Origin of the sequence: uncultured Sphingobacterium sp. (assembly GCF_964277905.1) — a bacterium.
GTDB classification, from domain to species: Bacteria; Bacteroidota; Bacteroidia; order Sphingobacteriales; family Sphingobacteriaceae; genus Sphingobacterium; species Sphingobacterium siyangense.
Genome location: NZ_CAXYKD010000003.1, coordinates 111,330 through 125,014 on the forward strand (window position 1 = coordinate 111,330; position 13,685 = coordinate 125,014).

General features: G+C 41.2%; 8 protein-coding genes. 3 read left to right on the forward strand and 5 right to left on the reverse strand.

Annotated elements, in window-relative coordinates; translation table 11 throughout:
* The first annotated feature begins 15 nt into the window (after positions 1–15).
* Both ACHWSC_RS02445 and ACHWSC_RS02450 read left to right on the forward strand, forming a co-directional pair.
* Positions 16–1,770: a class I mannose-6-phosphate isomerase gene (locus tag ACHWSC_RS02445; RefSeq protein ID WP_394675686.1), complete on the forward strand. Its 1,755-nt coding sequence runs from the start codon at positions 16–18 to the stop codon at positions 1,768–1,770.
* A 30-nt stretch (positions 1,771–1,800) separates the two neighbouring features.
* Complete coding sequence (locus tag ACHWSC_RS02450) at positions 1,801–3,099, forward strand: amylo-alpha-1,6-glucosidase (RefSeq protein ID WP_394675687.1); 1,299 nt, start codon at positions 1,801–1,803, stop codon at positions 3,097–3,099.
* 346 nt (positions 3,100–3,445) lie between these two features.
* On the opposite strand, the gene ACHWSC_RS02455 is transcribed toward ACHWSC_RS02450, so the two are convergent.
* The 4 genes from ACHWSC_RS02455 to ACHWSC_RS02470 form a co-directional block, all read right to left on the reverse strand.
* The gene (locus tag ACHWSC_RS02455; protein WP_394675688.1) at positions 3,446–4,858 is read right to left on the reverse strand and encodes a c-type cytochrome domain-containing protein; all 1,413 of its coding nucleotides are present in this window, start codon (positions 4,856–4,858) and stop codon (positions 3,446–3,448) included.
* Positions 4,855–5,727 (reverse strand): sugar phosphate isomerase/epimerase family protein, encoded by an 873-nt coding sequence (locus ACHWSC_RS02460; RefSeq protein ID WP_394675689.1) that lies wholly within the window; start codon positions 5,725–5,727, stop codon positions 4,855–4,857. The genes ACHWSC_RS02455 and ACHWSC_RS02460 overlap by 4 nt, the downstream gene beginning before the upstream one ends.
* Before the next feature lie 4 nt (positions 5,728–5,731).
* Entirely contained in the window at positions 5,732–7,231 is a 1,500-nt protein-coding gene (locus ACHWSC_RS02465) for a DUF1501 domain-containing protein (protein WP_394675690.1), read from the reverse strand.
* 175 nt (positions 7,232–7,406) lie between these two features.
* Positions 7,407–10,163, reverse strand: coding sequence for a DUF1553 domain-containing protein (locus ACHWSC_RS02470; RefSeq protein WP_394675691.1), 2,757 nt, complete (start codon positions 10,161–10,163; stop codon positions 7,407–7,409).
* Positions 10,164–10,681: 518 nt separating this feature from the next.
* On the opposite strand from ACHWSC_RS02470, the gene ACHWSC_RS02475 reads away from it, so the two are divergent.
* Entirely contained in the window at positions 10,682–12,919 is a 2,238-nt protein-coding gene (locus ACHWSC_RS02475; RefSeq protein WP_394675692.1) for a glycosyl hydrolase family 95 catalytic domain-containing protein, read from the forward strand.
* Between the two features lie 87 nt (positions 12,920–13,006).
* On the opposite strand, the gene ACHWSC_RS02480 is transcribed toward ACHWSC_RS02475, so the two are convergent.
* The gene (locus ACHWSC_RS02480) at positions 13,007–13,642 is read right to left on the reverse strand and encodes an NAD(P)H-dependent oxidoreductase (protein WP_394675693.1); all 636 of its coding nucleotides are present in this window, start codon (positions 13,640–13,642) and stop codon (positions 13,007–13,009) included.
* Positions 13,643–13,685 lie beyond the last annotated feature (43 nt).

A 13,685-nucleotide genomic window follows, 5' to 3' on the forward strand; every position in this document is an offset into this window, starting at 1 on the left:
AAAAATTACATCAATATGTATTCTAATACTCAAACAAAACCTTTTCAGTACGAAATCGCTCCGACGTTTCCAGTCCAAGGAAACTTATCAAATTCTTACCAAGATCTTGTTGCACATCTCATTACGCATAATATACATAGCATTGATGGTTTTGTAGGTGTTAACTGGGACACAATCATCCCCAACCTAAAGCAAGAATTTGAAAAACAGGGCATAGCCACACGATTTATTGCGATGGATTCTGCCTTAAAATCGGAATCAGCCATCCAGGATATTGTCTCCCCCTACCTAGGCGGCAATGACCCATTGTTCGGAAAAAAGGCAGGGATTCAGCTCATTGAATACTTTGATACTAAAAAGCTAACAGATTTTCAAACAATACTAGCGAACTCCAATTCAAAACAAGGTGAATATACCATCTTTTATGGTCCTGGAGCATCATTAGTTGATACGTCTAGTCAACTGATGTTTATTGATCTGCCCAAAAATGTGCTTATTCAACGCATGCGTGCAGGCGAAGCTTTAAATTTAGGCTGTTCAACACAAACCAATCAAAAGGAAACCTATAAGCGTTATTATTTTGTCGACTGGGAAATATTGAACCGACATAAAAGATCCATCTTGTCCCGTGTCGAAATTCTTGCTGATCAACAATCGCCCCACAGCTTACCATGGATTACGGGGAAGGATCTACGCGATACATTGCAAACCATGTCCCAAAATTACTTCCGCGTACGACCAACTTTTGAACCCGGAGTATGGGGTGGACAGTGGATGAAAGAGCACCTTACGGGCATCGATCAGGATGTCAAAAACTATGCGTGGTCCTTCGAAATGATTGTCCCCGAGAACGGTATTTTGCTCGAAGCAGATGGACATATACTCGAAATTTCATTCGATCAATTGATGTTTCAAGAAAGTGCCAATGTACTCGGTCATGCACAGCAACGTTTCGATGTTGAATTCCCAATACGCTTCAATTTCCTGGATACCTTTGATGGCGGCAACCTATCCATTCAATGTCACCCCAGTCCAGCTTATGCAAAAGCAGAATTTGGAGAAAACTTCACACAGGACGAATCATACTATATCGTTGATAGAAAAGAGGATGCGCAAGTGTATCTAGGCTTTCAGCAAACAATTGATACAGACAAATTTCGCTCAGCTTTAGAAGAGAGCTTCCATAGCGGAATAGCTATGGATATCGAGCAATACGTTCAAAAATTCGAATCCAAGAAACACCAGTTATATTTGATTCCACATGGTACCGTACATTCTTCCGGCGTGAACAATCTCGTGCTCGAAATCAGTGCAACACCTTATAATTATACCTTTAAAATGTACGACTGGGTGCGTCCCGATTTAGATGGGAAACCACGTCCGTTAAATATCGATAGAGCATTCGCTAACCTCAATTTTAGCCGGAAAGGTGATGTCGTAAAAAACACACTGCTATCTCAGCCCAGTGAAAAAATCCTTGATGCGCAAACAACAAGAATACATTTGCCAACACATGAAGATCATTTCTACGATGTTTTTAGATACGAATTCGATCAGAATGTTTCGATTGAAACGCAGGGACAGTGTCATATCATGATGCTTGTCGAGGGCGAGGCAATTGAGCTGACGACAGCAAATGGCATGAAGAGGGTCTTCCATTATGCCGAGACTTTTGCCGTTCCTGCTGCTGCTGGGTCCTATACATTGCGTAATTTAGGAAACGGTAAGGCAAAGGTTATCCAATCTTTTGTAAAAGAATCCAAATGTTAATCAAACCATTTATTATAAACAAACAGCACAATGAGAACTATATTTTTTGCATTATCTTCATCGCTCCTATTACTGTCCTGCCAAAACGCGGGCAGTAAAGCATCTACGAACAATTTACAAGACAGCATCCAAAAAGATAGCAGCTTCCATATTGTCAAAGATATGGCGACGAACATCATCAAAAGCGGATTCAATGCGGGGGATGGATACAGTGAGGTATGGATTAGAGACTACAATACATTTATCACCTTAGCAACAAAAGTACATCCCCATGAACAGATCAAAGATCAATTGGCTTTGTTCTTTAAACTACAAGGTTCTGATGGTAATATTGCCGATGGTTTTGTCAAAAAATCCAGCTTAAAAAATGGCGTATCGGACTATTACACAATCACCAGCTCCTTGGCTCCTGATTATGCTGCACATAAAAACACCGTTGAAACAGACCAGGAATCTTCTTTAATTCAAGCGGTACACAAATATATCGTTGCTACTAAAGATAAGGCTTTTCTCAATGAAAAAATTGGTGATGCAACTGTAAAGGATCGCATGGAACATGCTTTGCAATTTTTATTGGACAAACGTTATAATAATACTTATGGTTTACTTTGGGGTGCAACCACGGTTGATTGGGGCGACGTTCAACCCGAGCATGACTGGGGTGTCCATCTAGATGAAAATTCGCATATTGCTTTGGACATCTACGACAATGCGATGTTTTTGATCGCCCTTGACAACTACATGGATCTACTTCCTGAGAAAAAAGAAAAATGGGGAAAAATCAGAGCTTCCATAGCAAGTAACACCATGAAACACCTTTGGGATGAAAAGAACCAGAAGTTTATTCCCCATATTTATATCAAAGGCTCTCCATTTTCGGCTGATTTTGATGAAACTCAAATCTATTATCATGGAGGAACAGCTATCGCTATTGAGGCAAATTTACTCAGCAAAGAGCAAATAAAAGTTTCATTGGATAAAATGATTAAAAATGTAAAAGACGCTGGTGCGGCAACAATTGGACTTACCGTGTACCCAACTTATCCTGCAGGTTCATTTAAAAACAAAGGCATGTATCCGTATGGTTATCAAAATGGTGGGGACTGGACCTGGTTCGGTGGGCGTATGATTCAGCAGCTCATTAAAAATGGTTTTCAACAGGAAGCCTATGAGCAAATACAGCCGATGCTTGCCCGTGTTATCAAAAATAAAGGTTTTTATGAATGGTACACAAAAGATAATAAACCAGAAGGTTCAGGAACTTTTAGAGGTGAAGCAGGTGTGCTTTACGATGCTATCGAATTACTAGAACATGCTGGCACGAAATAAAAACAGCTTATCGCGATGTAAAAAGAGCAGCAGGAAATTTCTGCTGCTCTTTTTTCTAAAAGTGTCTAATCTTATTGGCCAGAAAGAACCTTCAGTTTGCTTTCATTGCTCTTGGTGTCTACGAAGTCATGAAGGTTTTATTTGAAATCGTCACCTTAGCATTCCTATTTTATATTACGCTAAAGCCTTTTCCGCATTCTCCTTTGTATACTCGTTTCCTATCCGCTAAAATATCCTGTTTATTTTCCTTAAATTACTTGTCCATGTCGCCAAGTTGTTAAATTGTACAAGAGCATTCCTTTGGATCGCGGATTTTCATCGTGTTGCCAACAGGTCTAATAACAGCTCAAAACCTGATTGTATCGGTTTCAATAAAAGGCAAACTATAATTACCGGTATCTGCCTCAATCTTAGCATTCAACTGCTTTATTGCAGCGACTTCCTGATTTACCGTCTTATAGAGATAGACGTTCTTTAAACTCGGAAGCTCGTTCAGTTTTGATAGACCTTTTGATGTAACTTTTGTGCCTGTCAGATTCAAATACGTTAATTTTGACAGGCCTTTTAGCTGGCTCAATCCAGCATCGGAAATTTTTGTATTTTCCAAATGCAGACGGGAAAGAATGGGCATTGCCGAAAGTGTTGAAAAAGCAAGATCTGTAATAGCCGTATTTCCTAATTTCAGCTGTACAATATTATCCTTAATGGCTAACAATTCCTGTAGGTCCTTATCATTAAATTGAGGATAATTAATCGCATTAACCAACACGAAGTTATTATCTCTTGCAACTTGGATGATCTTAATACCCTTAGCCTGCCAAGCATCAACTTTATCTTTTGGCAAAGCTGGTGCAGCTGGTAGATCAGCATACAATACAGCAGACTCCTCTTTTTCCCCTGTTTCCAATTTTTTCAACAAATGAGCTATTTCCTCCGTTTGTGGTATTTCATGCACTTTTTTATCAAAATTGGCTCCTTGATCAATCCACCAGGCAATCAGTTTTATCTGATCAGCGGTTATCGGTGTACGACCTTTAGGGGGCATACGTTTCTTATGTCCCTCGGGCAACACCAACCGGGCATATAATTCACTCTTTTTCGAATCATTTGCATTTAGTACTGTGCCGTTCTCTCCTCCTTTTAACAAATTCTCTTTTGTATCCAATGCCAGCCCCCCTTCCTGCTTTCTTTGCCCGTGGCAACTTTGACAACGCTGTTTTAGAATAGGTTGAATAATTCCCTTATAGGTTTCTGCTTCCTGCGCATTTTGAACGATAAGAACCTCCTCTTTATCTTCTTCCGCTTTAAACAGCTTTTTAAGTGCTACTGGCATAGCTTCCACAAAGTAACCCTTTCCATGTGTCAGTGTTCCACCGTAGTGTCCAGTCACCCCAATTAAGAGCACCAGGATGAAAAAAAGCCAAAAGCGAAATGCACCAGGAGATTCTTTACGATAAAGAAACCAAAGCAATAAACTACTGATAGCCACGGCAATTCCCAGCCATTTGTGATAGCTCAGGACATCCTCCTCATAACCTCCATTTCGTGAAAGCAGATAACCCGATAAAGCAGCTACTAGAGCAGCGATAGTCCCTAGGAATAAGGAGAGCTTAATAGCAGGCAAATACATATCACCGCCTTTAAACTGAGTCCTAATTGCCATAACAAAAGCCAACAATAATATGCCGATCGGTAAATGGACCAAAAGCGGGTGAAATCGTCCCAAAAAGCCCAATAATTCATCAAAGAAAACTATCATTCTTTATATCTGTCTTTGAGTAAATGCAACATATAAACATTGATTGACCATTGATCGGCCACCGGTTGTTGTGTAAATGGTAATGTGGGTAAATAACCCGCTGGACCAAACTCGGTCGTTATGGTCAATAACTTCACCCCATTTTCCTTGTGCTTAGCAACAACTTTATCCCACCAGGTCAAATGTTGTGCAACGATACTCTTCCATTCAGGAGCCGCGGGGTCATTGACTTGTGGTCCTTCAGGGTGCCCAATTCGTGCATGAATGTGCTCCGTTCTGGAAAGTGCTTTTGTTACAGCCTCGGGCTGATCAGAAAGCATTGATTCGTGCACATTGCACCAATGCGAGATATCCAATGCAAGTTGTAAGGTCGGAATCTTCTCTAAATATTCTTTTGTCACATGAGCTGCAAAACTAAATCTTCCGCGATGAGTCTCATGATAAACGGGGATGTGGTGCTTATTTTTAGCAGCATCGGCAAGCTCAATCAATGTTTTATTCTGCTCAAACGAGTAATAATCCTTACCTGTATGGCAATTGATATAATCGGGTTTCAGCTGTGCTGCTTCATCCAAATTACGCTTAAAACTTTGTTTATATTCCTCGTAAGTTCCGCCTGATCCGCCTGAAAGCAATCCTAAACTCAATCCATATTTATGTAATGCATCGATCATCTCCTTGCGCTCATTTGGGCTACCGGGTAACCAGGATTCAACACCATCGTAACCAGCATTTTTCACCCGGAGACAGAACGTATCCCAGGAATCGCTATTTCCCCAATTGGTGCAATAATATTTGATGTGTAACTGCTGGGCAGTCATGGATAGAAAACTGCTCATAAATAAAATTAATACTAGAAGTTGTTTCATATTTTTAAATTATAGCTTGAATAAGTTCACCCTCCACATCTGTCAATCGGAATGGCCTTCCTTGAAAATCGTATGTAAATTTCTCATGATCAAAACCCAAAAGGTGGAGCATGGTCGCATGGACATCGTGTACAGAACTGCGCCCTTCTACCCCGGCGAACCCGATATCATCGGTTTGACCGTAACTTATGCCATTACGAACTCCCCCGCCTGCCATCCAGATGGTATAGGCGTCGGTATGATGATCGCGTCCCAGGAATGGCATATCGCTGTTGTCCCTATTTTCCTGCATCGGTGTACGTCCAAATTCCCCTCCCCACACAACTAATGTTTCTTCCAGCAAACCACGTTGTTTTAGATCCATAATCAATGCGGTCATTGGTCGATCAATCTCCCGGCATTTATTTTTAAAGCCAAGATCAATCGAATCTGCGGGATTTGTACCGTGACTGTCCCAACCCCAATCAAATAACTGAACGAATCGTACCCCTTGTTCTACGAGTTTCCGAGCCAAGAGGCAATTATTGGCAAACGATTCTTTACCCGGCTCAGTTCCATACAATTCGTGAATATAAGCAGGTTCATTATTGATGTCCATCACTTCAGGAACTGCAACCTGCATTTTATAAGCCATCTCATATTGTGCAATCCGCGACAAGGTTTCTGGATCTTTAAAGGTATCGTATTCTGTTTTGTTGACGTTATTTATGGCATCAATCAAATCACGCTTCATATCCCTTCCCATCCCTTCAGGATCGGCAATATATAATACGGGATCACCCTTTGAACGACATTGAACGCCCTGGTATACCGATGGCAAAAATCCACTTCCCCAGACACTTTTTCCTGCATCCGGTGTTTTACCTCCCGATGTTAACACAACAAATCCGGGTAAATTGCTATTTTCAGATCCCAGACCATACGTTACCCATGAACCAATGCTTGGCCGGCCGAGACGGGCACTTCCCGTATGCATAAACAATTGCGCTGGACCGTGATTGAACTGATCGGTATGCACGGCCTTCAGAAAACTCACTTCATCAACAACTTTACTAAAGTGAGGCAAATGATCTGATACCCAAGCCCCACTTGCTCCATATTGTTTAAAAGTAGCCTGTGGCCCCAACATTTTTGGAATTCCACGAATAAAGGCAAATTTCTTTCCCGCGAGCAAGGATTCCGGACAAGGTTGATTATGTAATTTCTGCAATGCAGGCTTGTAATCAAATAACTCCAATTGCGACGGAGCGCCGGCCATATGCAGATAAATTACACTTTTAGCCTTACCAGGAAAATGAGGAGGCCTGGGTACCAGCGGATTGAGTGCATTCAGTTCCAACTTTTCTGCTGATTTTGATTGTCCCCATCCATTACAACTCGTCAACAAACTCCCCAAAGCAATACCTCCGATACCTGCCACACAATCCTTTAGAAAATGTCTTCTTGTGACAGCCTGCAATTCAAATTGTTGCGCTTCTTTTATTAGCTTATTTAGATCTTTCATCTGACTATCATTACATATGAACGGGCTGTTTCGCTAATTTTTTAGTCCGCAGCTTTAGCTCATTTCGGTTTATATTCTTATTATTTTATAGGCCTTACCCTTCTTATCAAAAAACTTCGTTTTCATACGAGAGCCCTTATTCAGAAGTTTCAGTCCATATTTATTATTTCATTATTTATGATTTCGTTAAAAACTCGTCCAGATTCAGCACTGCATTGGCAACAAGCATGTAGGCAGCTTTTGAAGGCAGGACCTTTACATTGCTTTTTGCTAAATCTTCATTCAAAAATTTGGCTGCCGAATCAGGCTTTTTGCTGAAATCAATCAACGCTTTTTGATAAAGATGTTCCAGCTCTTTGAGTTTCTTTTCATCGGCATCCTTCAACATTGCACGTTTATAACCGACACGGATACCATTTCTAAGGTTTCCATTTCCCTCCTTTTCCATAATAGCCCCCAGATGTTTAGCCGCTTCGAGGTAAACAGGATCGTTTAATGTAGCGAGCGCTTGCAGCGGTGTATTGGTACGGATACGGTCGACCAAACAAACCTCCCTACTCGAAGCATCAAAAGAAACAAAGGAAGGGTAAGGACTCGTACGCTTTAGAAACGTATATATGCCCCTTCGGTATTGATCTTCTCCAGCACTTTTCACCCAGGACTCACCGCTATATACAGTCATCCATACCCCATCCGGTTGGTATGGCATTACACTTGGTCCATACATTTTATTGCTGAGCAATCCACTTACGGCTAAGGCCTGATCACGAATCTGTTCGGCAGATAATCTAAAGCGAGGTCCCCTTGCCAAATAATAATTCTGTGGATCCTTTTCAAAATTGGAATTGTTCAAGCTAGAGGACTGCTTGTAAGTTCCGGATAATACCATCTCGCGGATCAATTTTTTAACGCTCCACTTTTTGGTATTCATCAGATCTAGGGCAAGATAATCTAGTAATTCTCGGTGAATCGGCGGAATACTCTGTGTGCCCATATCTCCCAATGGTTCAACAAGCCCCCGACCAAATAGTTGAGCCCATACGCGATTAACTAAAGTTCGCGCTGTCAATGGGTTTTCCTTGCTGACAATCCACTGCGCAAACCCCAAACGATTGCGTTGAGCCCCCTTCGGGAAACTATTCAGTGATGCCGGAACTGTAGGCTGCACTTCCGCACCTAGCGACAGGCGGTTACCACGTATAAATACGTTTGTCTTACGATGCATGTCTTTGGGATTTTCAATCATGATTGGTACTCCCTCAGGTTGCATGTTGACCAACTGGAGAAAAGTCTTTTGAAAATTCATATTATCCAGTGACTTTTCATGTGGAAAGTTCTCGCGAAATGCAAACCATTCAATCATGCAGATCGGCTGTCCATGAGCGACAGATGGATTCTTGAAAACCAAATATAAGTCATGTACACCACGAGTCGCACTTATGGGAGACTGAATAACCTGTCTTCCATTCGTACTCGGCAAATCAATAACGGCAAGTATTGGCCCGCTAGGTTTGTCCAAATGAATTTCCAATTTTCCACCTACCGCACCTGTCCAGAAATTCATGAAGAATTGCTGTTTATTATCCAGGTTTATTGCCCTTAATCGAGCCGATCCTCCAGTTCGCACCCCCAACCATTTCGTATCATAAAGCGCACCATCTACTATTCGGTCACTGTAATGGGCATGGACTTTGGGCTCAAGGGTGTGAAGGAATAGATCTGTTGATTTTACCAAGCTTGCATTTCCTGTCGTCGACAACCACCTCTTTATACTGTCAATTCGCTTTTCATCCTGTGCAGTATAAAAACGCAGTTTAGGATGATCACCTTGGGTATCTTCATCTCTGGTGTTGTTAAAAAAAGCTAACGATTTATAATACTCTTCAAATTTAAACGGATCATAAGTATGACTATGACATTGCACGCATTCGAAGGTTGTACTCAACCATACTTGATAAGTTGTATTTAAACGATCCAAAACCGCAGCCATCCGAAATTCCTCGCTATCGGTCCCGCCTTCATCATTATTCATGGTATTGCGATGGAAGGCGGTTGCGATAAGCTGATCCTTGGTTGGCTCCGGCAGCAAATCCCCGGCAAGCTGTTCAATCGTAAATTCATCATAAGGCATGTCCTTGTTTAAGGCCTTGATGACCCAGTCCCGATAAGTCCATATCGTGCGCGAACCATCCTTTTCGTAGCCCTTCGTATCGGCATATCGTGCCATGTCCAACCACCAACTCGCCCACTTTTCGCCATATTTCTGAGAAGCCAGCAGACTGTCTACCCGCCGGGTATAAGCATCATCACGCTGGTCTGCTTCAAAGGCTTGAATCTCTGCCAACGAGGGTGGGATACCAACTAGATCCAAATACACTCTTCGGAGCAACAATGCTTTATCGGCTTCATCTGCAAAGGACAATTTCTTTTCCTTCATCTTGTCCAAAACAAAAAAATCAATCGTATTGTTCACCCCTCTGGGCTTTACACCAAATATACTGAGCAACGAAAAAGGTTTAGGGACCTCCGTTTCCTTAGGTGTTGTATAGGCCCAATGCTCTCCCCACTTAGCTCCTTCATCGATCCATCTTTTGAGTATATCAATTTCATCGTCATTCAGTTTAGGGGCATTGTAAGGCATACGCAATTCAGGATCATCGGAAATCAGTCTCTTTACCAGTTCACTGTGTTCGCCATCGCCACGAATAATTGCTGATTTGCCTGACTCGGCTTTGGCGAATGCCTCATTTTCAAAAAGAAAACTTAAACCACCATTTTTTTTAACCCCGCCATGGCACGTGATACAATGTTTATTCAATATCGGTTTAACATCAGCGCTAAAATCAACTGGCTCTTTTTTTCCAAAAGTCAAAATGCTTGTACCAATAAGCACAAGCGCCAATAATATTAGCACCAAAATCTTTTTTTTCATAGCCTTGGGATATATCTATTCTGTATTATTTTAGGTTTATGCACTAAACGAAATGAATAATGATTGTTTTCTTCGTTAAGTGGAGTCGAAACTATTCCATAAATGTGCTCGTTTCGAGTAGGATAAAATTAGAGAACAACACTGGATTATACTAAAACTAGATTAACAGAAACATAAACAATATTACCCCTTGCCCTTGCGAGATTTTCTGGACACTATAGTTCCACCTGCTCAAAAGGTTGATTTAAGACAACATAACGTACTTTCCTTGGTTAAACTGCAGACAATAAAACAACACTTTTGCGACATATTTATTCGAATCAAAAAGTATAACAATTTCGATACGAATTAACTTCTTTAGTTTTCTGCACTGCATACAATCACCGCTAAATCTGCTGTTAAAGTGGTTTTAACAGGCTCAAGGCCATCGCTTAGATAAAATAGTATGCAAAAAAGTAACAATAGTGTCAGTATCTCCCCTTCCAGAGTTTTAAATTTACAAGCTAACCCTTTCAATTATGAAATATCTTTATTTAATACTATTCTGTTCGTTCACAGTGTTCTCTTTCGGTCAACCGACACCGGGCAACAACCTCCATTTCGATCAGTTGGCTTTGCGGTGGGATGAAGCCATTCCGTTGGGAAATGGTCAATTGGGTGCACTGATTTGGAAAAAAGATAATACGATTCGATTTTCACTTGATCGCGCAGATCTATGGGATGAAAGAAAGGCCTTTGCAATAGAAAACCACAATTTCAATTGGGTCCAACAACAAATAAAAAACAACAGTTATGGCATTGTACAAGAGTGGGGAGACGCTCCTTACGATAGATCCCCCTATCCCACCAAGCTTCCAGCAGCGTCGCTATTTTTTGACTTAGCGAAATTTGGCCCTGTCGTTTCGAACGTACTTGACCTGGAACAGGCCACCAATATTCTTAAATTCAAAGATGGTCGGATATTAAGAACCTTCATACACGCCTATAAACCCTTTGGCTATTTTGAAATTACAGGAAACAATGTGAGTGAACTTGTCCCTCAATTAATTCCCCATCAATATGAAAATAGCGCAAACAAAGATGAAAACAAAAGCGTTGTTGAAGGTCAAGATTTAGCAAGATTAGGATATAAGCAAGGAAATATAACCAGAACCAGCAATTACGAAGTGCTGCACCAAAAAACTTATGACAATCATTTTTTTGAAGTTGTATTAAGATGGGAAAAAATATCAGCTAAAAAACTGATTGGATATTGGACAATCGTCAACGATCAAAGGGCAAGCCCTTCTAAACTTTCCCTCAAAAAATACACCGAAGAAAAAACAAGCCATTTGCACTGGTGGTCAAACTATTGGTCCAAATCAAGTATAACTATTCCTGAAAAAAATCTTGAAAGGCAATATTATCTTGATATGTACAAGCTCGGTGCTGTCGCAAGAGAAGGCGCTCCAGCAATTACGCTCCAGGCCGTCTGGACGGCAGATAATGGTGGCCTCCCCCCTTGGAAAGGAGACTTTCACAATGACCTTAACACCCAATTGAGCTATTGGCCAGCCTATTCGGGGAATAGATTAGCCGAAGCGAAAAGCTATACAGATTGGCTCTGGAAGATCCGCAAAAAAAACCGCGACTTTACAAAGCAATATTTCGGTGTCGATGGGCTGAATGTACCCGGTGTCCTTACTTTAAATGGAGACCCTATGGGTGGATGGATTCAGTATTCTCTTTCTCCTACAATTGGTGCATGGGCGGCCCAACATTTTTATTGGCAATGGAAATATAGTATGGATAAAACCTTTCTAAGAGAACAAGCCTATCCCTATATCATTGCGTCTGCGACTTACCTTAAGAATATAACCACATTAAAAAATGGACTCCGTTACCTGCCTTTGAGCAGCAGTCCCGAATACAACGACAACAGTGTATCAGCATGGTTTGACAATTGGACCAATTTCGACCTTAGCTTAGCGCATTTTCTTTTCCAGGCTGCTACTGAGGTGAGCACAGCCATGGGAAAACCGCAAGAAGCGCAGGCTTGGTTAAAATGTAAGACCCAACTACCTCATTATGCGACGGATGAAACCGGGCTACAAGTTGCTGTAAATCTTCCAATGAAACATTCCCATCGGCATATGTCTCCCTATATGGCAATTTATCCATTGGATTTATTAGACATCAATAATCCGCAGGAAAAAGAGCTCATCGAAAGTTCCCTAGATCATATTGAAAAACTGGGTACCCGTGCGTGGGTCGGTTATTCCTTTGCATGGATGGCTTGTTTGCACGCGCGGGCTAAACAGGGAAAGGAAGCCGTCATCAATCTTCAAAAATTTGCACAGAACTTTTGTTCTACCAATTCCTTTCATCTGAACGGGGACCAAAAAGGTGGGCAATATTCAGACTTTACGTATCGACCATTTACGTTGGAAGGTAACTTTGCTTTTGCACAAGGAATACACGAATTGCTCATTCAGAGCAAGAATAACTATGTAGAAATTTTCCCAGCCTTACCTGCTGAATGGGCAACAGCATCTTTCAAAAATTTAAGAACGATGGGCGGATTTATCGTGAGCGCTGAAAAAAAAGGAGATAAAATCGTTACGCTGAAAATAACTGCGACCGAAGATGGTACCTTTCGAATTTTTGAACCCAATACGCTCATGTATGTCAGTACGAAAAAGACCTTACAGAAAGATAACACCATACAATATGTCAAACTAAAAAAGGGGCAAACAGTAAACTTATGTAGTCTATAAAGGCGGTCCCTGGGTAAGTTGGAGGCAACTATAAAAAAAGCGTTTCAACCAAGTGTTGAAACGCTCTTTTTAATACTGTTCTGCAATTTATGCGAGTTCAATCAAAAATTCCTCTTTCGGAAGTCTAAATTTTTTCAGCTTCAGCAACCAATCTTGTTCTTCCATCCGATAGCCTAAAGGAAGCATAATTGCACTCTTCAATCCCAGTTTATCTAAACCAAGAAGTTCATCCAATTCGGCATTTGAAAAACCCTCCATAGGAGTTGCATCAACGCCTAATTCTGCAGCCTGAGCAATTGCCAGACCAAAAGCAATATAGGCTTGTTTAGCCGCATGGGCTGCTTGTTGCTCACCGGATAGGCTCGATAACTGTGCTTTCAATCTATTTTTATACTCGTCAGTGGTGTCTAAAGGTAAACCTCTCAACGCATTCATCTTGTCGAAGGTATTATCAATACGTTCGTCCGTATAGCTATCCCATCCTGCGAAGACCAATAAATGTGAGCTATCAGCAACAATTTGTTGCCCCCAAGCCACAGGTACAATTTTTTCTTTTAATTCCTGATTCGTAATCACAATCACACGGAACTGTTGAAGTCCAGACGAGCTCGGAGCCATACGTGCTGCCTCCAAAATCTTATCCAAATCTTCCTGAGCGACCTTTTTTGTAGGGTCGTATTTTTTTGTAGCATAACGCCATGCTAGGGTATCTAATAAAGCCATTTTATTTTAATTTAAATGATCAATAGCAACATCATAAAGTTAT

Bases quoted from the DNA above. Each gene is read 5' to 3' on its own strand.
- ACHWSC_RS02460 (WP_394675689.1), bottom strand. From the start codon at position 5,727: ATGAAACAACTTCTAGTATTAATTTTATTTATGAGCAGTTTTCTATCC.
- ACHWSC_RS02450 (WP_394675687.1), top strand. From the start codon at position 1,801: ATGAGAACTATATTTTTTGCATTATCTTCATCGCTCCTATTACTGTCC.
- ACHWSC_RS02475 (WP_394675692.1), top strand. From the start codon at position 10,682: ATGAAATATCTTTATTTAATACTATTCTGTTCGTTCACAGTGTTCTCT.
- ACHWSC_RS02465 (WP_394675690.1), bottom strand. From the start codon at position 7,231: ATGAAAGATCTAAATAAGCTAATAAAAGAAGCGCAACAATTTGAATTG.
- ACHWSC_RS02445 (WP_394675686.1), top strand. From the start codon at position 16: ATGTATTCTAATACTCAAACAAAACCTTTTCAGTACGAAATCGCTCCG.
- ACHWSC_RS02470 (WP_394675691.1), bottom strand. From the start codon at position 10,163: ATGAAAAAAAAGATTTTGGTGCTAATATTATTGGCGCTTGTGCTTATT.
- ACHWSC_RS02455 (WP_394675688.1), bottom strand. From the start codon at position 4,858: ATGATAGTTTTCTTTGATGAATTATTGGGCTTTTTGGGACGATTTCAC.
- ACHWSC_RS02480 (WP_394675693.1), bottom strand. From the start codon at position 13,642: ATGGCTTTATTAGATACCCTAGCATGGCGTTATGCTACAAAAAAATAC.